Source organism: Rhodopseudomonas sp. BAL398 (genome assembly GCF_033001325.1).
Classification (GTDB): domain Bacteria; phylum Pseudomonadota; class Alphaproteobacteria; order Rhizobiales; family Xanthobacteraceae; genus JARJEH01.
On record NZ_CP133111.1, the window covers coordinates 538,957 to 560,565 of the forward strand.

The window sequence follows — 21,609 nt, forward strand, 5'->3', positions numbered from 1 at the left end:
ATGGCCGTTTTGATCGAAGCTGGAGAGGCAGAGCGATGACCACCGTCGAGACCTCGCTGCCGCAACGCAAGCCGGCGCCGGCTGCCTCTTCGTGGCAGCGGCTGAGCACCAATCACAGCTGGCTGGCGGCCTGGTTCATGCTGCCGGCCGCCGCCTTCCTGATCCTGTTTCTGGCCTATCCGCTGTTTCTCGGGGTGTGGATGAGCTTCACCGACGAGCGGATCGGCCGCACCGGGGTCTTTATCGGGCTGGAGAACTACCAATGGCTGTGGGACGATTCGGTGTTCTGGCTCAGCGTGTTCAACACGCTGCTCTACACCATCGTGGCCAGCGCCATCAAATTCGCCGTCGGCCTGTATCTGGCGCTGCTGCTCAACCGGCACATGCCGTTCAAGGCGCTGATCCGCGCCGCCGTGCTGGTGCCGTTCATCGTCCCCACGGTGCTGTCGGCGATCGCGTTCTGGTGGATCTATGACGCGCAGTTTTCGATCATCTCGTGGTCGCTGATCAAAATGGGGCTGATCACCGAGAATATCAATTTCCTCGGCGATCCCAACATGGCGCGCGGCAGCGTGATCTTCGCCAATATCTGGCGCGGCGTGCCGTTCGTCGCCATCACGCTGCTGGCCGGGCTGCAGACGGTGTCGCCGTCGCTCTACGAGGCCGCGACGCTGGACGGCGCCACCTCGTGGCAGCGCTTTCGCTACATCACCTATCCGCTGCTGACGCCGATCATCGCCGTGGTGATGACGTTTTCGGTGCTGTTCACCTTCACCGATTTTCAATTGATCTGGGCGCTGACCCGCGGCGGCCCGGTGAACTCGACGCATCTGATGGCGACGCTGAGCTATCAGCGCGGCATTCTGTCGGGCCGGCTCGGGGAGGGCGCGGCGATCGCCACCGCGATGATCCCGTTCCTGTGCGCGGCGATCGCGATTTCCTGGTTCGGCATGCAACGCCGCAAATGGCAGCAAGGCTCAGACAATGACTGACACATTCGCCCCACGAGTCGTCGCCGCGACCACCGCCAAGGACGACGACAGCGACGGCATGAGCTATCTGGAGTCGCTGCCACGACGGCTGGTGACGCTGTATCTGCCGCTGTTCGTCATCCTGGTGGTGCTGCTGTTTCCGTTCTACTGGATGGGCCTGACGGCGATCAAGCCGGACGAGCAGCTGATCGACATGGACAGCTACAACCCGTTCTGGGTGGTGAAGCCGACATTCAAGCACATCTCCAAGCTGCTGTTCGAGACCGACTATCCGCGCTGGCTGTGGAACACGATGTATGTCGCCGCCTGCGCCACCACGCTGTCGATCGTGGCCAGCGTGCTCGCCGCCTATGCGATCGTGCGGCTGCGGTTTCGCGGCGCCCAGACCGTCGGCGCGGTGATCTTCATGGCCTATCTGGTGCCGCCGTCGATCCTGTTCATTCCGCTGGCCTCGGTGATCCAGGCCTATGGGCTGTTCGATTCGCCGCTGGCGCTGATCCTGGTCTATCCGACATTGCTGATCCCGTTTTCGACCTGGCTGCTGATGGGCTATTTCAAGACCATCCCGTTCGAACTCGAGGAATGCGCGCTGATCGACGGCGCCTCGCGTTGGCAGATCCTGACCAAGATCGTGGTGCCGCTGGCGGTGCCGGGGCTGATCTCGGCCTTCATCTTCTCCTTCACGCTGTGCTGGAACGAGTTCATCTACGCGTTGACCTTCCTGCAATCGACCCAGAACAAGACCGTGCCGGTGGCGATCGTCAATGAATTCGTCGACGGCGACATCTACAAATGGGGCTCGCTGATGGCCGGCGCGCTGGTCGGCTCACTGCCGCTGGTGATCCTCTATGCGTTCTTCGTCGAACACTACGTCTCGGCGATGACCGGCGCGGTGAAGGAATAGGTTTGTTCACGGCGGCGTTCCGGGCGATGGGTTCGCAACACGAAAGGCCGTCATGCCGGGGCGTGAGCAGCGCCAGCTGCGAGCGAGCCCGGCATCCATATCCCCTGGCCGAAATGAGATCGACGGCATCGACAATACGCGGCACTGCGGCGTATGGATTCCGGGCCTGCACTGCAGCCGGCTGCGCCGGCTGAAGCGCATCCCGGAATGACGAACGACTAGTCCGAGCCGAAATTGTATTTATAAGAACACGACAAGGAGCCGAAATTTGCACATTCTCATTCTCGGCGCCGCCGGCATGGTCGGGCGCAAACTCACCGAGCGGCTGCTGCGCGACGGCCAACTGGGCCATCGCGAGATCACCCGGATGACGCTGCAGGACGTGGTGGCGCCGACAAAGCCGCTCGATGCCTCGATCGCGATCAGCATCGTCACTAGCGACTTCGCCGATCCGGCGGCCGCCGCGCCGCTCCTGGCGCATCGGCCCGACGTGATCTTTCATCTGGCGGCGATCGTCTCCGGCGAGGCCGAGGCCGAATTCGACAAGGGCTACCGCATCAATCTCGACGGCACCCGGCATCTGATCGACGCCATCCGCCATGCCGGCGGCGGTTACAAGCCACGGTTGGTATTCACCTCGTCGATCGCGGTGTTCGGAGCGCCGTTTCCGCCGCAGATCGGCGATGAGTTCTTTCACACCCCGCTGACCAGCTACGGCACCCAGAAATCGATCTGCGAATTGCTGATCGCCGATTACACCCGCAAGGGGTTCATGGATGGCATCGGCATCCGGCTGCCGACGATCTGCGTGCGGCCAGGCAAGCCCAACAAGGCGGCGTCGGGCTTCTTCTCCAATATCATGCGCGAGCCGCTGGCCGGGCAGGAGGCGGTGCTGCCGGTCGGCGACGATGTGCGGCACTGGCACGCCTCGCCGCGCTCGGCGGTCGGCTTCCTGCTCCATGCCGCCACCATGGACACTGCGGCGTTAGGGCCGCGGCGCAATCTGAGCATGCCCGGCCTGTCGGCGACGGTGGGCGAACAGATCGCGGCGCTGGAGCGCGTCGCCGGCAAGAATGTGGTGGCGCGGATCCGGCGCCAGCCCGATCCGGTGATCACCGGCATCGTCTCCGGCTGGCCGCGCGATTTCGTCACCGACCGCGCGCGGCAACTCGGCTTCACCACCGCCGAGCAGAGTTTTGACGACATCATCCGGATCCATATCGAGGACGAACTCGACGGCCATTTCGTCGCCTGAGCGTCCCACTCTCGTCATTGCGAGGAGCGTAGCGACGAAGCAATCCAGGGGCGTCGTGCACTGAGCCCCTGGATTGCTTCGCCTGCGCGCGGCGCGTTGCGCCGGCCCTGCCTCGCAATGACGGAGTTGTGTCCGGGCGGCTAGGCCCCGAGGCCGCGGCGGCCGCAAGGCTGACCTGCCGAAAAATCCGCACAATCCGCCGCCCGGCGGGGGTGCTTTTTGGCTGTCGGTCATCCTATATTGGACGCCAGACGTGATCACACGCTTTCAGGGAGAATCGCCATGAGTGCCAGCATCGTTGGATGGGCCCATACACCGTTCGGCAAATTCGACGCCGAGACCGTCGAGGGAATGATCGTCAAGGTCGCCAATGAGGCGATCGCCGATGCCGGCATTGCGGCATCCGATGTCGACGAGATCGTGCTCGGGCATTTCAACGCCGGCTTCTCGCCGCAGGATTTCACCGCCGCCTTGGTGCTGCAGGCCGATCCGGCGCTGCGCTTCAAGCCGGCCACCCGGGTCGAGAACGCCTGCGCCACCGGCTCGGCCGCGGTGCATCAGGGCATCCGCGCCATCGAGGCGGGGGCCGCGAAGATCGTGCTGGTGGTCGGCGTCGAGCAGATGACGCGCACGCCGGGGCCGGAGATCGGCAAGAACCTGCTGCGCGCCTCTTACCTCGTCGAGGACGGCGATACGCCGGCCGGCTTCGCCGGGGTGTTCGGCATCATCGCCCAAAAATATTTCCAGAAATATGGCGACCAGTCCGACGCTTTGGCGATGATCGCCGCCAAGAACCATCATAATGGCGTGTCCAACCCCTATGCGCAGATGCGCAAGGATTTCGGCTACGAGTTCTGCCGCGCCGAGGGCGAGAAGAATCCCTTCGTCGCCGGTCCCTTGAAGCGCACCGATTGCTCGCTGGTGTCGGACGGCGCCGCCGCGCTGGTGCTGACCGATGCCGAGACCGCGAAGTCGATGGGCAAGGCGGTGAATATCAAGGCCACCGCCCATGCGCAGGATTTCCTGCCGATGTCGAAGCGCGACATTCTGCAATTCGAAGGCTGCACCGTGGCCTGGCAGCGCGCGCTGGACAAGGCCGGCGTCACGCTGAACGATCTGTCCTTTGTCGAGACCCATGATTGCTTCACCATCGCCGAGCTGATCGAATATGAGGCGATGGGCCTGACCCCGAAGGGGCAGGGCGCCCGCGCCATCAAGGAAGGCTGGACCCAGAAGGACGGCAAGCTGCCGATCAACCCGTCCGGCGGCCTCAAGGCCAAGGGCCATCCGATCGGCGCCACCGGCGTCTCGATGCATGTGCTGAGCGCGATGCAACTGCTGGGACAGGCGCCCGAAGGCATCCAGATCAAGGACGCCAAGCTCGCCGGCATCTTCAACATGGGCGGCGCCGCGGTCGCCAATTATGTCTCGGTGCTCGAGCCCGCGAAGTAAGTCATGGTGATTGCCTCTCCGTCGTCATGCCCGCCTGTGCCGGGCATCCACGTCGTGGGCCCCGTGGACGCCCTCAAGGCGTGGATGGCCGGAACAAGCCCGGCCAAGACGAGCCGTGAGTCAGCGCCAGTGATCCTTGGGACAACTGAGAGACCCCGACGATGAATGTGGCGGACTGGCTGGCGGCGTCCGCGCGGCTGCGACCCGAGGCGCCGGCGCTGCTGAGCGGCACCCGGGTCGAGGCCGACTACGCGACATTCGCGGCCCGCGCGGCCGCCTTCGGCGCGGCGCTGGCGCGCGATTATGCGATCGCGCCGGGCGACCGTGTCGCGCTGTTCATGACCAATTGCACGCAATATCTCGAATGCCTTTACGGCATCTGGTGGGCCGGCGCGGTGGCGATCCCGATCAACGCCAAGCTGCACGGCCGCGAGGCCGCCTGGATCTGCCGCGACGCCGACGCCAGGCTGGCGCTGATTGGCGACGACACCGTCGAGGCCCTGACGGAAGCGGCCGGCGATCTGCCGCCGCTATTGCGCTCGCTGTCGGTCGACGGCGCGGAGTATCGCCGGCTGCGCGACGGCACCGGCGACGCGGCGCCGGTGGCGCGCGCCGACCATGACCTCGCCTGGCTGTTCTACACTTCGGGCACCACCGGGCGGCCCAAGGGCGTGATGCTGAGCCACGGCAATCTGGTGGCGATGTCGCTGTGCTATCTGGCCGATGTCGATCAGGTGTCGTCCGACGACGCCGCGCTCTATGCCGCGCCGCTGTCGCATGGCGCCGGGCTGTATAATTTCATTCACATCCGCTGCGGCGCCCGCCATGTGGTGCCGGAAAGCGGCGGCTTCGATCCCGATGAAGTGCTGGATCTCGGCAAGCAGCTGCGCAACGTCGCGATGTTCGCGGCTCCAACCATGGTGCGGCGGCTGGTCGACGCCGCCAAAAAGCGCGGCGAGAGCGGCGACGGCATCCGCACCATCGTCTATGGCGGCGGCCCGATGTATCTGGCCGATATCCGCGGCGCGATCGCCGTGATGGGCCAGCGCTTCGTGCAGATCTACGGCCAGGGCGAGTCGCCGATGACCATCACCTCGCTGCAACGCGAATGGCACGGCGCCGTCGATCATCCGCGCTATCTCGAACGCCTGGCCTCGGTCGGCACCGCGCAAAGCGCGATCTCGGTGCGGATCACCGATGCCGACGGCAAGCCTTTGCCGGCCGGCGAGACCGGCGAGATCGAGGCCCGGGGCCCGACCGTGATGCTGGGCTATTGGAACAATCCCAGCGCCAATGCCGAGACGCTGAAGGACGGCTGGCTGCGCACCGGCGATGTCGGCCGGCTCGACAATGACGGCTTCCTGACGCTGTCGGATCGCTCCAAGGACGTGATCATTTCCGGCGGCACCAATATCTATCCGCGCGAGGTCGAGGAGGCGCTGCTCACGCACCCCGATATCCGCGAGGTCTCGGCGATCGGCGTTGCCGATCCGGAATGGGGCGAGACCGTGGTGGCCTGCGTCGTGCTCGAAGACGGCGCGGCGCGGAGCGACGCCGCGCTCGACGCCCATTGCCTCAACGCGATCGCCCGCTTCAAGCGACCCAAGCGCTACATCTATCTCGATCAACTGCCGAAGAACAATTATGGCAAAGTGCTGAAAACCGAGCTGCGCAAAATGCTGAAGGAGTAGACGGATTTCATCCCGTGTCCCGGACGCGCCGCAGCGCGAAGCGCTGCCGCGCAGAGCCGGGACCCCGCTTTCCTGCGCTCCCCACACCGCGCCCCTTGCTGCGCGCCCCAAACCCGGGCCCCGGCTTAGCAGCGCACCACGCCGCAAGGGCGGCGCGTTGCGCAGTATCCGGGGCACGTATTGAGAGTTGCGTTGTGTCGCGGCGTCGCGCGCATGGCCGCATACGCCGCCGGCCCTTGATCTTGCCGATCCCATGCCGTTACTAGACCGCAGAATGACGGCGCGCCAACAGCGCCGCGCGATTGCCGGGAGCGAAACCGACCATGGAACCCATGCGCGCCAGCGTCTTTGACCGGCTGAGGCCCGCGCGCCGCGTCGGGCTTTTTGCGTTCCAGCGCATGGCGGCGGCATGAGCTTCATCACCGGCGTCGGCCTCACCGCCTTCGGCAAGCTCGACGGCTGCACCACGCTGTCCTTGATGCGCGACGCGGCCGAACTGGCGATCGCGGATGCCGGCTTGCAGCGCGGCGACATTGACGGGCTGCTCTGCGGCTATTCCACCACGATGCCGCATATCATGCTGGCGACAGTGTTCGCCGAGCATTTCGGCATTCAGCCGGCCTATTGCCACGCCGTGCAGGTCGGCGGCGCCACCGGCATGGCGATGGCGATGCTGGCGCATCAGCTGGTCGAGGCCGGCGCGGCGCGCCATGTGCTGGTGGTCGGCGGCGAAAACCGCCTCAGCGGCCAGAGCCGCGACGCCTCGGTGCAGGCGTTGGCGCAGGTCGGCCACCCGCTCTACGAAGTCCCGCTGGGGCCGACGATCCCGGCCTATTACGGCCTGGTCGCCTCGCGCTACATGCACCAACATGGCGTGACGCAGCAAGACCTCGCCGAACTCGCGGTGCTGATGCGCGCCCATGCGGCGACCCATCCGGGCGCGCAGTTTCGCGATCCGATCAGCGTCGCCGATGTGATGGCGTCGAAGCCGGTCGCGCTGCCGTTGAAGCTGCTGGATTGCTGCCCGGTGTCGGATGGCGGCGCGGCGCTGATCGTCAGCCGCGAGCCGACCAGCGAGCGTCGCGTCAAGGTGCGCGGCTGCGCTCAGGCCCATACCCATCAGCACGTCACCGCGATGCCGGCGGATGGCCCGTCGGGCGCGGAACTCGCTATCGCGCGCGCCAAATCGGCCAGCGGCGTTGCGATCAGCGATGTGAATTATGCGGCGGTCTATGACAGCTTCACCATCACGCTGCTGATGCTGCTGGAAGACCTTGGCCTGGCGCCGCGCGGCGAGGCGGCGGCGCAGGCGCGGGCCGGGCATTTCGGTCAGCACGGCGCGATGCCGCTCAATACCCATGGCGGCCTGCTCAGCTACGGCCATTGCGGCGTCGGCGGCGCGATGGCGCATCTGGTCGAAACCCATCTGCAGATGACCGGCCGCGCCGGCAATCGCCAGGTCCGCGACGCCTCGCTGGCGCTGCTGCATGGCGATGGCGGCGTGTTGTCGTCGCATGTCAGCATGTTTCTGGAGCGGCTGCGATGAGCGACGCCAACGCAACGAAAGACTGGACCGGGGGCGCCGAGGCGATCCTCTATCAGCAATGCAAGGCCTGCGGCGCCAAACAATATTTCCGCCGCGATTTCTGCGCGGCCTGCGGCGGCAATGATCTGGCCTTGCAGCAGGCCAGCGGCGCGGGCGTGGTCCATGCCGCCACTTTGGTCTGTCGCGCCGCGACGCCGGAGGCGCGCGAATATCTGCCGTTCGCGCTTCTGCTGATCGATGCCGCCGAAGGCTTTCGGATGATGGCGCATGGCGCCAATGATCTTGCTATCGGCGACCGGGTGACCGCGCGCTTTGCACGCTTCACCGGCCGCCTCGTTCCCTATTTCGAAAGGACCACCTCATGAGCCGTCTGAAGGCCGCACTCGATCCGCAATCCGTCGCCATCATCGGCGCCTCGGACAATCCCAACAAGGTCGGCGGCCGTCCGGTGCACTATCTCGACAAATTCGGCTTCAAGGGCAAGATCTTCCCGATCAATCCGTCGCGGCCCGAGGTGCAGGGCCACAAATGCTACCCGAGTCTGGCCGATCTGCCCGAGGCCCCCGAGATGGTGATCGTCGCGGTGGCGGGCGACAACGCCATCGGCGCGGTCGAGGATTGCGCCGCCGCCGGCGTCAAGATCGCCGTGGTGATGGCGTCGGGCTTCGGCGAGGTCGACGCCGTCGAAGGCAAGGCCAAGGAACGCCGCATGGTCGAGGTGGCGCACAAAGCCGGGATGCGGATCGTCGGTCCGAATTCGCAGGGCCTCGCCAATTTCGGTACCGGCGCCATCGCCTCGTTCTCCACCATGTTCATGGACATGGATCGCGCCTCCGGCCACGTCGCGATGCTGAGCCAGTCCGGCGCGCTGTCGACCGTGCCGGTCGGCTTCCTGCGGCAGAAGGGCATCGGCGTCCGCCATACCCACGCCACCGGCAATGATTCCGATATCACCGTCGGCGAGCTGGCCTGCGCGGTCGCCGAGGATTCCGAAGTCAAGCTGATGCTGCTCTATCTGGAGAGCATCCCGGACAAGAAATATCTGGAAGAACTCGCCGCCATCGCGCTGGATCGCGACCTGCCGATCGTGGCGCTGAAATCCGGCCGCACCGAGGCCGGCAAGCAGGCCGCGCAGTCGCACACCGGCGCGCTCGCCAATGAGGACCGCGTGGTCGATGCGTTCCTGGCCGATCACGGCATCTGGCGCGCGCAGGATATGCGCGGCCTGGTGGAGGCCACCGAGCTCTATCTGAAGGGCTGGAAGCCGCAGGGGCGCCGGCTGGTGGCGATCAGCAATTCCGGCGCGGTCTGCGTGATGACGGCGGATGCCGCCACCAGTGTCGGAATGCCGATGGCGCAACTGGCGCCGGCCACCGACCAGAAGCTGAAAGCCATTCTGCCGAGCTTTGCCACCACCACCAATCCGATCGATCTCACCGCGGCGCTGTTGTCGAATAGCCGGCTGTTCGGCGACATCCTGCCGGTGATCGCCGAGGACCCCGCGGCCGATGCGTTCCTGATCGGCGTGCCGGTCGCCGGCCCCGGCTATGACGTCGAGGCTTTCGCCCGCGATTCCGCCGCCTTCGCCAGGCAGACCGGCAAGCCGCTGGTGGTGGCGGCGACCCAGCCCAGCGTCGCCAGGCAATTCGCCGCCGAAGGCGCCTCGGTGTTTCCCACCGAGGTCGAGGCGGTGACGGCGCTGCATCAGTTCCTGGCGCATCGCGAATTGATGGCGCGCACCATGGCGCGCCGCGCGAGCCGCGATCCGGCCGATCCGCTGCTGCCGGTTCCGGCCACCACCACGATGCTGAACGAGGCCGATAGTCTGGCGCTGCTGGCGGCGCGCGGCATTGCGGTGGTGGCGCATCGGCTGTGCCGCTCGCGCGCCGAGGCGATCGCCGCCTTCGAGACCATCGGCGGCCCGGTCGTGGTGAAGGGCTGCTCGGCCGACATCGCGCATAAATCCGAACTTGGCCTGGTCAGGCTCGGGATCAAGACAAGGGAGGAGGCCGGCGAGATCTACGCCCAGATGGAGGCCATCATCCGCAAGCAGAATGCGGCATTCGACGGCGTCATCATCGCCGCGATGGCCGGCGGCCGCCGCGAAGTGATGATCGGCGCGCATCGCGACCCGGTGTTCGGCCCGACCGTGGTGGTCGGCGATGGCGGCAAATATGTCGAGATCTTCGCCGATACCAAATTGCTGCTGCCGCCCTTCACCACCAGTGACGTCCGCGACGCGCTGGCGACCTTGCGCATCGCGCCGCTCTTGTCGGGCGTGCGCGGCGAGGAGCCGATGGACATCGACGCGCTGTGCGACGCCGTGGTCCGGATCGGCAATCTGATGCGCGATCCCGAGGCCGGCGTGATGAGCATCGACCTCAACCCGGTGATGCTGAACTCGGCCGGCCAAGGCTGCGTCGTCGTCGACGCCGTGGTGTTCAAGGCCGCCTGACCGGCACGTCATCGCGACGCGGCCGGCGTACGCCGCGTGGCCACCGCGCTCCCAGGAAGAACTACCCGTGTCCCGGGCGCGGTGCAGCGCGTAGCGCTGCTCCGCAGAACCGGGACCCCGGTTCGAGCGTCGCCAAGTTTAGCGGGGCCCCGGCTTGGCAGCGCCCCACGCCGCCAGTGCGGCGCGCTGCGCTGCATCCGGGGCACGTTCGCCGCGTTGAGCGGACGTTTGAGTTGTGCGCGTTATCAGCCGCGCACCCGCCCGGTCAGGTCTCCGCGATTCGTCATTGCGAGCCGAGGCCGGCGCGTAGCGCCGTCCGACAGCGAAGCAATCCAGGGGCGCTAAGCAAGGACTGGCTTGCGTCGTCGCTTCGCTCCTCGCAATGACGAAGTTGAGACCCCAGTTCGATTCCATCTCTCTTCGGGCCGGACACTTAGCGACGACTCGTGTCCCGGGCGCGGTGCAGCGCGTAGCGCTGCTCCGCAGAACCGGGACCCCGGTTCGAGCGTCGCCAAGTTTAGCGGGGCCCCGGCTTAGCAGCGCACCACGCCGCCAGTGCGGCGTGTTGCGCAGCATCCGGGGCACGCTGCGTTATCGCGGAGCAGGAAGAAGATAATTGCCCGTGTCCCGGGCGCGCTGCGGCATTCTTATGCCGCTGCGCAGAACCGGGACCCCGGTTCAACGGTGCAACCCAAGCGGGGCCCCGGCTTAGCAGCGCACCACGCCGCCAGTGCGGCGTGTTGCGCTGCATCCGGGGCACGTTGCATTTTGCGAGTGGGCTTTGGCGATGGCACGCGTTCGCGTTTTTAGGCGGGCACCGCCGTTGTCGCCCCGCGGCTCAGGTCGCGACGATCGCCACCAGCTGGCCTTCGGCGACGACGTCGTCGAGGCTGACATGGAGCGATTTCAGGGTTCCGTCGGCTGGTGCCGCGACCGGGATTTCCATCTTCATGGCTTCGACGAAGACGATGTCGTCGCCTTCGCCGACGCCGTCGCCGACCGCCACGGGCAAGGCGCAGATTCGTCCGGCCACTTCGGTGATGATTTTGATGTCGGGCATTACATTCTCCGGCGTGCGCTGCCGCGCGCCCACAACCGGAGCGGCGGTATCCCAAGAAAATCTTGCGCTGAGTGGTCGAATGGAAGCGAGCGCTCCCGGCGGGTTGGTGTTGTGAGTGCAGATTGCCTGATGTAGCGTGGTCTTCAAGTGGAATTATATTCCGCAATGCGGAATACGCCGCGTGTGCTGGATCGGGCCGATGGGCGGCCCGGTGCAAGCGCAGCGGCTCCTCAAAAAACACGTGGGAAAATCATGGGACGACGCTCCGAACGGCTCAGCAAGCAAGGAATGATCGCCAGCGATCTCGCCGGCGTTGGCGATGTGATTCAGGTGGTGTCGCGCGCGTTCGACGTGCTGCGCTGCTTCGAGGGCCACGAGGCGCGGCTCGGCAATCTGGAAATCTCCAACCGTTGCGGGCTGCCGCGCTCGACGGTGTCGCGGCTCACCCATACGCTGACCCGGATGGGGCAGCTGGTGTATCTGCCGTGCGATCAGAAATATCGCATCGGCCCCAGCGCCGTGGCGATGAGCACCTCGATCGTGCAGGGACTGCAATTGCGCAATCTGATCCGGTCGCGACTGGAGGAGGTCGCCGGGCAGATTCCCGGCACTGTCGGCTTTCTGATCCCGGATCGGTTCCACATGGTCTATCTGGAATATGCCCGCGCGCCGCACGCGCTGGGCCTGCATTCGGTCACCGGCAGCCGGATCGCGATGGCGCGCACCGCCGCCGGCAACGCCTATACGGCGGCGCTCGACGAGGATGTCGCCAGCGGCATGCTGGCCGAAATGCAGCGGGAGAATCCCGGCGACGCCGCGATTCTGCGCGAGCGGATCGACGCCAACCGCGCGATGCTGCGCGAGCGCGGCTACGTCACCACCTGCGGGGTGTGGAGCCCGCATATCAGCGGCATCGCGATGCCGATCTGGTCGCCGCAATATCAGACCTATGTGGTGGTCAATATCGGCCTGCTGTCGGCGATGTATAGCGAGGCGCGGATGTTCGACGAGGTCGCGCCGGCGCTGCTGGAGCTCGGCGGCATCATCGGCGCTCTGGTGCAGAACGGCGAGCCGATCCCAGCCCCCATCGCCCAGGACATTCGCCCGGCTTCGATCCCAAATAAAAATAACAACACGGAGGATACGCATGACCTGGAAGCCGGAACTGGACGAACTCGCCCGGCGCGAATCCTTCGCGCGGCGGATGGGCGGCGCTGACAAGGTCAAGCGCCAGCACGACCAGGGCCGGCTCACCGTCCGTGAGCGGATCGACGGTCTGGTCGATCCAGACAGCTTCCACGAAATCGGCGCGGTCTCCGGCATCGCCGAATACAATGACAATGGCGAACTCACCGAACTGACGCCGGCGAATTGCGTGTTCGGCCGCGGCGCGATCGACGGCCGCACCGTGGTGGTGGTCGGCGACGATTTCACCGTGCGCGGCGGCTCCGCCGACGCCTCGATCTCGGCCAAGCCGCTGATGGCCGAGGAAATGGCGCATGATTTCCGGCTGCCGATCATCCGGGTGATCGAGGGCTCGGGCGGCGGCGGCTCGGTCAAGACCATCGAGACCAAGGGCGCGTCGAATCTGCCGGGCGGCGTCGGCGGCACCCGCTGGTACGCCTACACGACCGCCAACATGGCCCGCGTGCCGGTGGTCGGGCTCGGGCTGGGCTCGGTCGCGGGGCTGGGAGCGGCGCGGCTTGCCGCCAGCCATTATTCGGTGATGACCAAGAGTTCGGCGATGTTCGTCGCCGGCCCGCCGGTGGTGGCGCGGCTCGGACAGGATCTCACCAAACAGGAGCTCGGCGGCGCCGAGATCCAGACCCGCGCCGGCGGTGTCGACCATGCGGTCGACACCGAGGAGGAGGCGTTCGCCTGCGCCCGCCGGTTCCTGTCCTATCTGCCGTCGTCGGTACACGAATTGCCGCCGACGCTGCCCTGCGACGACGATCCGAACCGCGCCGACGACAAGCTGATCAAGGCGGTGCCGCGTAGTCGTCGCCAAGTCTACAAGATGCGCCCGATCATCGACAGCGTGGTCGACAAGGACTCGTTCTTCGAGATGGGCGCCAATTTCGGCCGCTCGGTGATCACCGGCTTTGCCCGGCTGCAGGGCCGGGCGGTGGCGCTGCTGGCCAGCGATCCCTATCATTATGGCGGCTCCTGGACCGCCGAGGCGTGCCAGAAGGTGGTGCGCTTCGTTGACCTCGCCGAGACCTTTCATCTGCCGGTGGTCTATCTGATGGATTGTCCGGGGTTCATGATCGGTTTGGAAGCCGAGAAGGCCGCGACCATCCGCCATGGCGTGCGGGCGATGGCGGCGGTCAATCAGTCGACCGTGCCGTGGTGCACCATCATCGTGCGCAATTGCTTCGGCGTCGCCGGCGTGGTGCATCAGCCCGCCAACCGCTTCTCGATGCGCTATGCCTGGCCCTCGGCCTATTGGGGCTCGCTGCCGCTCGAAGGCGGCATCGAGGCGGCGTATCGCGCCGACATCGCCGAGGCCGCCGATCCCGACGCCAAGCTGAAGGAAATCGAGGCCCGCCTCAACAAGCTGCGCTCGCCGTTCCGCTCCGCCGAACGGTTCTGGGTCGAGGAGATCATCGACCCGCGCAAGACGCGCTCGCTGCTGTGCGAATTCGCCCGGCTAGCCGAACCGCTCCGCACCCCCGGCGAGGCCCGGATGGCGATCCGGCCGTAAGCCACGGCACCCTCATGATGAGGAGGCACGTAGCGCGGCCTGGTTGCTGCCCTCATGGTGAGGCGCCGCGCAGCGCGGTCTGGTTGCTGCCCCTCATGGAGGAGGCGCGCAGCGCCAGCGGCCCGGCTGCTGCCCCTCATGGTGAGGAGGCGCGCAGCGCCGTCTCGAACCATGAGGCCCGTGCCCCGGACGCAGTGCAACGCGCCGCCAGCGGCGTGGTGCGCTGCAGAGCCGGGGCCCCGGTGCTGTGATCGATGCGCCAAGCGGGGTCCCGGCTCTGCGCCGCAGCGCGAAGGGCGCTGCAGCGCGTCCGGGACACGGGTGATGATGGTTCATTTCGCGAGGTCTCCATCTCCCGCGGCTGCCGCTTGAGGATGATCAGTGCCCGGACGATGCACAGCGTGCCGGCGATGAAGAACGCCGGCAAATAGCTCGCCAGCACGTTGCTTCCGTGCCCCGGACGCAGTGCAACGCGCCGCGCAGCGGCGTGGTGCGCTGCAGAGCCGGGGCCCCGGTGCCTGGTATCGATGCGCCAAGCGGGGTCCCGGCTCTGCGCCGCAGCGCGAAGGGCGCTGCAGCGCGTCCGGGACACGGCAGGCATGGTTCTGCCGAAGCCGCCACCACCGAAGCGCGGTCTGCCTACGCTGCCACGCTCGGATGCCGCAGTCCCGCGCAACTCTGCGATCGCTGGTGAAGACGCCTGGTTTCAGCCGCGGCCGAACCAGAAGTCGAGTTCGCGCCGGCGTCGCTGATCGTAGGCCTGGGTGTTCGGGCTGGCGTCGGGGGCGCCGATCTGCCAGCGGTCATTGTCGGCCAGCCCCGCCCATTTGCTTTCCTGCGGCGTCTTGCGCTGCGCGGCGCGCCAGCGATACTGGTTGTAGATCGCCATGATGTTGGTGGCGTATTCGGCGGCCAGCGCGGCGTTGTTTTCGACGATGACGAGATTCTCGTCGTTCACCCCGCTGGCCTTCGGCCCCATATTATGCGAGCCGGTCATCACCACCGGATGCTCGCCGAACGGATCGACCACCACTACTTTGCTGTGCACCATGGCGTGGGCGCGCGGCATTTTCAGCAATTCCTTGGTCCAGTATTTCAATCGCGCGCCGATCGCCGCGGGCAGCACCACGTCGGCATTGGCGTCGATCCGGTCGCCGCGATTGAACAGCGTCACCGGATTTTTGGCGGTGCCGGGATTCTGGTTGACCACACCCTGGATGTAGAGCTGCGGATCGTAATGCGGGCTCGCGGGCGAGGCCAGTTCGATGATGTCGTTGAGCAGGCTGCCGCGGGGGCCGGGGTTGAACATCAGGAACAGGACGCCCTGCTGCGCGCCGGCGATCAGGGCGCCGGCCTGTTCGAGGTCGTTCGGCTCCGCCATCGGGGTGAACCACAGCGTGAACGCCTTGTTGCGGATCGGCTTGCGCGGCGTCGCATTGGCCTGCCGCAGGCTGCCCGGCGTCGCGTCGCCGGCCTTGGCGAGCGCCGTCCACTGCGCCAGATAGGCTGCGGCGACGGCGCCGTTCTCGATCAGCAGCGCGTTGTTGGCCTGGGTGCACAGGCCGGTCCGGGTCCAGTTGGTGCTGCCGGTCCAGACCGCGGCCGGCTTCTTGCCGGCACCGCAGATCACCAGGAATTTGTTGTGCGCCAGCGCGCGCGGCGCCGAGAAGCGGTCGCGGATATCGCAGACCTTCTTCAGCGTGGCGCGGGCCGCCTTGTTCTCGTCGTCGCCCTTTTTCTTGACGCTGCCATTGCCCAGCACCAGATGCGCGCGCTTGCCGAATGCCGCCAGCAACGGCACCAGCTCGGGGTCCTCGAGCTCGAACAGCGCGGCGTAGATGTGACGCTTGTCCTTGTTGGCGCGCTCGAGCAGCGACACCAGCTGGTCGCGCACGTCGCCGGCGAGGAAATTGCGGGTGCGATCGCCGGGCGTGGCGATGATCGTCGTCAGCTTGCGGCCCTTGGCGGTGGTGTCCTTGGTGGGGTCGTCCGGATCGCTCGGCAGCAGCCGCGCCAGCCATTGGCTGGCGACAATGCCGCGGTTGAAATAGCACGAGATATTGCCGTCACTGCGGCCGATGGTGAGCGGCGCGCTCCAGCGCGAGGCCTGCTTGGCGTCTTCGGTCAGCGCGTTCCACGCGCCGAGCATCGGCACCACCCGGTAGCTGACAATGTCGCCGGCATTGACGGTGAAGTCCGACCACAGATATTTCTGGATCGGCCAGATCGTGGTCGGCATGCGCGTCCCGCTGCGGACGTCGGGACCGTCGGCGAAGCCGACCCAGCTGGAGACAATTTCCTCGGCGAAGCCGTCGGCGTCGGCGGCGCGCACAGTGTGGGGGCTGTCGGCGCTGGTGCCGCGCTTGATCCGTCGCTTCAGCGCGAAGCCGCGGCACTCGGGGATGAAATCCGCCGTCCAGGCGATGAACGCATCGTCGGCGCCGGCATGGACCCTGAGCGTGATAGCCATCGAAATCCCCTGCAATTGAGGACAGCGGCAAGTATCAAATATGCTGAGTATGAACCATTCGCGGACCCGATCAATCCAAAAGTGGCGTCGGTTGGTGGTGCCGACGCCGGCAAGTGGCCCACGGTGCCCCCCGTGCCCCGGACGCCGCGTAGCGGCGTGGTGCGCTGCAGAGCCGGGGCCCCGGTGCCTGGTATCGATGCGCGACGCGGGGTCCCGGCTCTGCGCAGCAGCGCGAAGGGCGGCGCGTCCGGGAAACGGACGATGATGATCGATCCCGTTAAGCCGCCGCGACCCTTGGATGCCGCTTGATGGTGAGGATGATCAGCGACGCCACCAGGCACAGCGCGCCGGCGATGAAGAACGCCGGCAGATAGCTCGACAGCACGGTGCGCGACAGGCCGGCGCCGAAGGCGGCGGTGGCGGCGCCGAGCTGATGGCCGGCGAAGATCCAGCCGAACACCAGATTGGCGCGTTCGGGGCCGAATTTCTGCGCCGTCAGCCGCACCGTCGGCGGCACCGTGGCGACCCAGTCGAGGCCATAAAACACTGCGAACAGCGACAGCCCGTAAAACGAGAAATCGGTGAACGGCAGCGCCAGCAGCGACAATCCGCGCAGGCCGTAATACCAGAACAGCAGATAGCGGTTGTCGTAGCGGTCCGACAGCCAGCCCGACAGGATGGTGCCGAAGAAGTCGAAAATTCCCATCGCCGCCAGCAGGCCGGCGGCCTGCACCTGCGGGATGTTGAAATCGGCGCAGAGCGGAATCAGATGGACCTGCACCAGCCCGTTGGTCGAGGCGCCGCAGATGAAGAAGGTGAAGAACAGCACCCAGAACACCCTTGTCCTGGCGGCGTCGCGCAGCGTGCCGAGGGCGGCGGCCATGATCGGCGCGGTGTTGGGCGGCGGCGGCGCGATCGGCTCATGGCTGGTGTCGCCGAACGGCCGCAGCCCGAGGTCGCTCGGCCGGTCGCGCATCAGCAGCAGCACGCCGAGCGCCGCCACCGCCATCATCACGCAGACAAAGGCCAGCGCCGCGCGCCAGCCCATCCGCTCGGTCAGGCTCGCCAGCAGCGGCAGGAACACCAATTGGCCGGTGGCGACGCTGGCGGTCAACATCCCGATCACCAGCCCGCGGCGCTGCGCGAACCAGCGCGTCGCCACCGTGGCGCCGAGCACCAAAGCGGTCATCCCGGTGCCGATCCCGACCACCACGCCCCACAGCAGCATCAGATGCCAGACTTTGGTCATCGCCAGCGAGGCCAGCAGGCTGGAACTGACGATCAGCAGCGCCGCCAGCGTCACATTGCGCAGCCCGTAGCGGTTCATCAGCGCCGCGGCGAACGGCGCCATCAGCCCGAACAGGATGAAGCGGATCGACAGCGCCGAGGAAATCTCCGCGGTGCTCCAGCCGAATTCCGTCTGCAGCGGCACGATGAACACGCCGGGCGCGCCGACCGCGCCGGCCGAGACCAGCGCGGTCAGGAAGGTGATGCCGACCATCACCCAGCCGTAATGGACGTTACGGCGGGCGAGGGCGGCCGACAGCCAGTCTGAAATCATGCGGGGCCTGCTGCGGTTCGGCCGGCGGTCGGTCGCCCGCGCCAGATGAGATGATCGCTATCATATGATGCGGCGCGGAATTTGCAATCGCGTCGGCCGATTTCGTCATTGCGAGCCGAGGCCGGCGCATCGTGCCGTCCGAGCGCGAAGCAATCCCGGACCGAGCAAAACCTGGATTGCTTCGTCGCAAGGGCTCCTCGCCATGACGGCCTTGAGACTCTGAGCATCCGGCGGTCGCCTGTCTCAGCGCTTGCGGTTGACGAAATCGCCCATCAGTTGCTGCGGTTCGCCGCTGAGATAGGATTGGCCGAACACCTTGATGCTGAGATCGACGGATTCCTTAAGCGGCAATTCCTCCCAGGCCTGCAGCAGCGCCTTCTGGGCGCGCAGCGCCTGCGGGGCACATTGCAGCAGGGCTGCGACCTGGGCCTCGACGGCGTCGTCGAGGCCGCCCGGCTGCGCCACCGCGTCGATCAGGCCCCAGGCGAGCGCGGTCGGCGCGTCGATATTGGCGGCGGTCAGCAGCAGATAGCGGGCGCGGCCCCAGCCGATCAGCCGCGGCAACAGTGCGGCGTGGATCACCGAGGGAATCCCGACCCGGACCTCCGGCATGCCGAATTTGGCGTCATGGGCGGCGACGCGGAGATCGCAGGCGGCGGCGAATTCCAGCCCGCCGCCGAGGCACCAGCCCGGCATCCGGGCGATGGTGGGGGCAGGGAACGCGCGCGCCGCCTCGCACAGATCGCGCAGCCCGGTGATGAACGTCTCGGCCGAAGGCTGGTCCAGCGTCGCCATCTCCTTGATGTCGGCGCCGCCGATCATGCTCTTGTCGCCGGTTCCGGCGATCACCAGCACCCGGATCCCGGGCTCGCGCGCCAGCGCCTCCAGCCCCTCGCGCAGCGCGGCGATCACCGTCGAATTCAGGATATTGAGCGGGCCGGCATTGCGGATCGTCAGCCGGACCACGCCGCGCGGGTCGCGCGCCACGGCGCAATGATCATTGAGCGTCTGCATGGATTGCCTCCCATGTTCTGTGAGGCGCGGCCGCGCCCTTGACCTACCAGTTCCGGGTCCGGCGCGGCGTTGTCAAGGGTGCGGGGCGGCGCGGTGCGACCGATTGCGAAATTGCGGGCTTTCGCGGCGGAATTGCGCTATGGATGGGCTCATTATATGACCACGAACATGCCATGGGCCGCCGATGCGCTATTCCAAGGAACACAAGCTCGAAACCCACGACCGGATCGTCCGCAAGGCCTCGGTGCGGCTGCGCGAAAAGGGCGCCCACGGCGTCGGCGTCGCCGACCTGATGAAGGAGGCCGGCCTCACCCATGGCGGCTTCTACGCCCATTTCGATTCCCGCGAGGCGCTGGTGATCGAGGCGTTCGGCTATGCGATGGACCGTTCCACCGCGCGCTGGCGCAAGCTGGTCAGCGAGCTGCCGCCGGCGCAGCGCCTTGCCGCGATCGTCACCGCCTATCTGAGCGCGACCCATCGCGACGACCCCGGCCGCGGCTGCGCGGTGCCGGCGCTGGGCGCGGAGATCGCCCGCGAGAGCCCGAAAACCCGCCGGGCCTTCGCCGGCAAGCTGGAACAGATGATCGAGATGATGAGCGCGCAGATCGCCGATGCGCCGCCCAAGGCGGCGCGCAAGCAGGCGATGGCGGCGCTGTCGACCATGGTCGGGTCCCTGGTGCTGTCGCGCATCGCCGGCAGCGGCGAATTGTCCGACGCCATTCTGGACGCCGGCCGCGACGCCGTGCTGACCCGGCCCGCAACCGCCAAGCCGGCGAAATCGCCGGCCAGGCCGCGCAAGGCCGCCGCCAAGGGGACGGTCAAGGATACGGTCAAGCCGCAAGGCTGAGGCCAGCCGAGACAGGGCCGCGATCGTCGCAAGCCGGCAGCCCGGCGCTGCCGGCCTGCGGGCCCCGGCATTTTCGCCAAGCCGCTGCGCGCCGAGGCCCTTCCCAAACCGGCAAAAAGCCTGTTCAAAGAGTCTGAAATTCAGCCTTCAGGAGGAACGCATGCGCGCAATCGGGCATTTTATCGGCGGCCACGAGGTCAAGGGCACATCCGGACGCACGGCAGACGTGTTCGAGCCGATGACCGGCGAGGTCCAGGCCAAGGTCGCGCTGGCCAGCAAGGCCGAATTGCGCGCCGCGGTCGAAGACGCCAAGGCCGCCCAGCTCGCGTGGGGCGCCACCAACCCGCAGCGCCGCGCCCGCGTGATGATGAAATTCCTCGAACTGGCGCAGCGCGACTACGACAAGCTCGCCGAGCTATTGGCGCGCGAGAACGGCAAGACCGTGCCGGACGCCAAGGGTGACATCCAGCGCGGCCTCGAAGTGGTGGAATTCGCCTGCGGCATTCCGCATCTGATGAAGGGCGAATATACCGAGGGCGCCGGCCCCGGCATCGACATCTATTCGATGCGCCAGCCGCTCGGCGTGGTCGCCGGCATCACCCCGTTCAATTTCCCCGCGATGATCCCGATGTGGCAATTCGCCCCCGCGATCGCCTGCGGCAATGCCTTCGTGCTGAAACCCTCGGAGCGCGATCCCGGGGTGCCGATGGCGCTCGCCGCGCTGATGATCGAGGCGGGGCTGCCGCCGGGCATCCTCAATGTCGTCAATGGCGACAAGGAGGCGGTCGACGCCATTCTGGACGATGCCGATATCAAGGCGGTGGGCTTTGTCGGCTCCTCGCCGATCGCGCAATATATCTATGAGCGCGCCGCCGCCACCGGCAAGCGCGCGCAGTGCTTCGGCGGCGCCAAGAACCACGCCATCATCATGCCGGACGCCGACATGGACCAGACCGTCGACGCGCTGATCGGCGCCGGCTACGGCTCGGCCGGCGAGCGCTGCATGGCGATCTCGGTCGCGGTCCCGGTCGGCAAGACCACCGCCGACCGGCTGATGGAGAAACTGATTCCGCGCGTCGAGGCGCTGAAGATCGGGCCCTCGACCGATCCTTCCGCCGATTTCGGCCCGCTGGTCACCAAGGCGGCGCTGGAGCGCGTGAAGGATTACGTCGCGGTCGGCATCGAGGAGGGCGCTAAGCTGGCGGTCGACGGCCGCGGCTTCAAGATGCAGGGCTATGAGAACGGCTTTTATATGGGCGGCTGCCTGTTCGACAATGTCACCAAGGACATGCGGATCTACAAGGAAGAGATTTTCGGCCCCGTGCTCAGCGTGGTGCGCGCCCATGACTACGCCGAGGCGCTGGCGCTGCCGTCCGACCATGACTACGGCAACGGCGTGGCGATCTTCACCCGCGACGGCGACGCCGCGCGCGACTTCGCCGCCAAGGTCAATGTCGGCATGGTTGGTATCAATGTGCCGATCCCGGTGCCGATCGCCTACTACACCTTCGGCGGCTGGAAAAAATCCGGCTTCGGCGACCTCAACCAGCACGGCCCGGATTCGATCCGCTTCTACACCAAGACCAAGACCGTCACCGCACGCTGGCCGTCCGGCGTCAAGGAGGGCGCGGAATTCTCGATTCCGACGATGAACTAGG

16 protein-coding genes are annotated in these 21,609 nt (G+C 66.8%); 12 read left to right on the forward strand and 4 right to left on the reverse strand.

What is annotated here, in order from left to right:
* The first annotated feature begins 35 nt into the window (after positions 1–35).
* From RBJ75_RS02470 to RBJ75_RS02505, 8 genes are all read left to right on the forward strand, one after another.
* Positions 36–992, forward strand: coding sequence for a carbohydrate ABC transporter permease (locus RBJ75_RS02470; protein ID WP_044414701.1), 957 nt, complete (start codon positions 36–38; stop codon positions 990–992).
* Positions 985–1,896, forward strand: a complete 912-nt coding sequence (locus RBJ75_RS02475) for a carbohydrate ABC transporter permease (protein WP_044414703.1) — start codon at positions 985–987, stop codon at positions 1,894–1,896. Before RBJ75_RS02470 ends, RBJ75_RS02475 begins: the two co-directional genes overlap by 8 nt.
* Positions 1,897–2,164: 268 nt before the next feature.
* Positions 2,165–3,151, forward strand: a complete 987-nt coding sequence (gene denD / locus RBJ75_RS02480) for a D-erythronate dehydrogenase (protein ID WP_044414704.1) — start codon at positions 2,165–2,167, stop codon at positions 3,149–3,151.
* 282 nt (positions 3,152–3,433) lie between these two features.
* Positions 3,434–4,603 carry an acetyl-CoA acetyltransferase gene (locus tag RBJ75_RS02485; protein WP_044414706.1) on the forward strand — a complete coding sequence of 390 codons (1,170 nt, stop codon included), beginning with the start codon at positions 3,434–3,436 and terminating at the stop codon, positions 4,601–4,603.
* 161 nt (positions 4,604–4,764) lie between these two features.
* Positions 4,765–6,294, forward strand: a complete 1,530-nt coding sequence (locus RBJ75_RS02490; protein ID WP_044414707.1) for a class I adenylate-forming enzyme family protein — start codon at positions 4,765–4,767, stop codon at positions 6,292–6,294.
* A gap of 409 nt (positions 6,295–6,703) precedes the next feature.
* Entirely contained in the window at positions 6,704–7,840 is a 1,137-nt protein-coding gene (locus tag RBJ75_RS02495; protein WP_044414709.1) for a thiolase family protein, read from the forward strand.
* A complete protein-coding gene (locus RBJ75_RS02500; RefSeq protein WP_044414711.1) occupies positions 7,837–8,205 on the forward strand; it encodes a Zn-ribbon domain-containing OB-fold protein in 369 nt (122 codons plus the stop codon). The genes RBJ75_RS02495 and RBJ75_RS02500 overlap by 4 nt, the downstream gene beginning before the upstream one ends.
* A complete protein-coding gene (locus RBJ75_RS02505) occupies positions 8,202–10,295 on the forward strand; it encodes an acetate--CoA ligase family protein (RefSeq protein ID WP_044414713.1) in 2,094 nt (697 codons plus the stop codon). Before RBJ75_RS02500 ends, RBJ75_RS02505 begins: the two co-directional genes overlap by 4 nt.
* A gap of 838 nt (positions 10,296–11,133) precedes the next feature.
* Here the strand turns inward: RBJ75_RS02505 and RBJ75_RS02510 are convergent.
* Entirely contained in the window at positions 11,134–11,355 is a 222-nt protein-coding gene (locus RBJ75_RS02510; RefSeq protein ID WP_044415024.1) for an acetyl-CoA carboxylase biotin carboxyl carrier protein subunit, read from the reverse strand.
* 252 nt (positions 11,356–11,607) lie between these two features.
* Between RBJ75_RS02510 and RBJ75_RS02515 the strand changes: the two genes are divergently transcribed.
* Entirely contained in the window at positions 11,608–12,573 is a 966-nt protein-coding gene (locus tag RBJ75_RS02515) for an IclR family transcriptional regulator (protein ID WP_276156296.1), read from the forward strand.
* A complete protein-coding gene (locus tag RBJ75_RS02520) occupies positions 12,503–14,059 on the forward strand; it encodes an acyl-CoA carboxylase subunit beta (protein WP_044418787.1) in 1,557 nt (518 codons plus the stop codon). Before RBJ75_RS02515 ends, RBJ75_RS02520 begins: the two co-directional genes overlap by 71 nt.
* A 706-nt stretch (positions 14,060–14,765) precedes the next feature.
* On the opposite strand, the gene RBJ75_RS02525 is transcribed toward RBJ75_RS02520, so the two are convergent.
* The 3 genes from RBJ75_RS02525 to RBJ75_RS02535 all read right to left on the reverse strand — a co-directional run bounded on the left by RBJ75_RS02525 (position 14,766) and on the right by RBJ75_RS02535 (position 19,104).
* A complete protein-coding gene (locus tag RBJ75_RS02525; protein ID WP_044417238.1) occupies positions 14,766–16,529 on the reverse strand; it encodes a phospholipase D-like domain-containing protein in 1,764 nt (587 codons plus the stop codon).
* Positions 16,530–16,806: 277 nt separating this feature from the next.
* The gene (locus RBJ75_RS02530) at positions 16,807–18,090 is read right to left on the reverse strand and encodes an MFS transporter (RefSeq protein WP_044413004.1); all 1,284 of its coding nucleotides are present in this window, start codon (positions 18,088–18,090) and stop codon (positions 16,807–16,809) included.
* Positions 18,091–18,333: 243 nt separating this feature from the next.
* Positions 18,334–19,104 (reverse strand): enoyl-CoA hydratase, encoded by a 771-nt coding sequence (locus tag RBJ75_RS02535; protein ID WP_044413007.1) that lies wholly within the window; start codon positions 19,102–19,104, stop codon positions 18,334–18,336.
* 184 nt (positions 19,105–19,288) lie between these two features.
* On the opposite strand from RBJ75_RS02535, the gene RBJ75_RS02540 reads away from it, so the two are divergent.
* Positions 19,289–19,951, forward strand: a complete 663-nt coding sequence (locus RBJ75_RS02540) for a TetR/AcrR family transcriptional regulator (protein WP_044413010.1) — start codon at positions 19,289–19,291, stop codon at positions 19,949–19,951.
* Positions 19,952–20,111: 160 nt separating this feature from the next.
* A complete protein-coding gene (locus RBJ75_RS02545) occupies positions 20,112–21,608 on the forward strand; it encodes a CoA-acylating methylmalonate-semialdehyde dehydrogenase (RefSeq protein ID WP_044413013.1) in 1,497 nt (498 codons plus the stop codon).
* Position 21,609: the final 1 nt, after the last annotated feature.

What these genes read in the sequence shown, in the direction of transcription:
- RBJ75_RS02470 (WP_044414701.1), top strand. Translation starts at nt 36, where the DNA reads ATGACCACCGTCGAGACCTCGCTGCCGCAACGCAAGCCGGCGCCGGCT.
- RBJ75_RS02475 (WP_044414703.1), top strand. Translation starts at nt 985, where the DNA reads ATGACTGACACATTCGCCCCACGAGTCGTCGCCGCGACCACCGCCAAG.
- RBJ75_RS02485 (WP_044414706.1), top strand. Translation starts at nt 3,434, where the DNA reads ATGAGTGCCAGCATCGTTGGATGGGCCCATACACCGTTCGGCAAATTC.
- RBJ75_RS02490 (WP_044414707.1), top strand. Translation starts at nt 4,765, where the DNA reads ATGAATGTGGCGGACTGGCTGGCGGCGTCCGCGCGGCTGCGACCCGAG.
- RBJ75_RS02495 (WP_044414709.1), top strand. Translation starts at nt 6,704, where the DNA reads ATGAGCTTCATCACCGGCGTCGGCCTCACCGCCTTCGGCAAGCTCGAC.
- RBJ75_RS02500 (WP_044414711.1), top strand. Translation starts at nt 7,837, where the DNA reads ATGAGCGACGCCAACGCAACGAAAGACTGGACCGGGGGCGCCGAGGCG.
- RBJ75_RS02505 (WP_044414713.1), top strand. Translation starts at nt 8,202, where the DNA reads ATGAGCCGTCTGAAGGCCGCACTCGATCCGCAATCCGTCGCCATCATC.
- RBJ75_RS02510 (WP_044415024.1), bottom strand. Translation starts at nt 11,355, where the DNA reads ATGCCCGACATCAAAATCATCACCGAAGTGGCCGGACGAATCTGCGCC.
- RBJ75_RS02515 (WP_276156296.1), top strand. Translation starts at nt 11,608, where the DNA reads ATGGGACGACGCTCCGAACGGCTCAGCAAGCAAGGAATGATCGCCAGC.
- RBJ75_RS02520 (WP_044418787.1), top strand. Translation starts at nt 12,503, where the DNA reads ATGACCTGGAAGCCGGAACTGGACGAACTCGCCCGGCGCGAATCCTTC.
- RBJ75_RS02525 (WP_044417238.1), bottom strand. Translation starts at nt 16,529, where the DNA reads ATGGCTATCACGCTCAGGGTCCATGCCGGCGCCGACGATGCGTTCATC.
- RBJ75_RS02530 (WP_044413004.1), bottom strand. Translation starts at nt 18,090, where the DNA reads ATGATTTCAGACTGGCTGTCGGCCGCCCTCGCCCGCCGTAACGTCCAT.
- RBJ75_RS02535 (WP_044413007.1), bottom strand. Translation starts at nt 19,104, where the DNA reads ATGCAGACGCTCAATGATCATTGCGCCGTGGCGCGCGACCCGCGCGGC.
- RBJ75_RS02540 (WP_044413010.1), top strand. Translation starts at nt 19,289, where the DNA reads ATGCGCTATTCCAAGGAACACAAGCTCGAAACCCACGACCGGATCGTC.
- RBJ75_RS02545 (WP_044413013.1), top strand. Translation starts at nt 20,112, where the DNA reads ATGCGCGCAATCGGGCATTTTATCGGCGGCCACGAGGTCAAGGGCACA.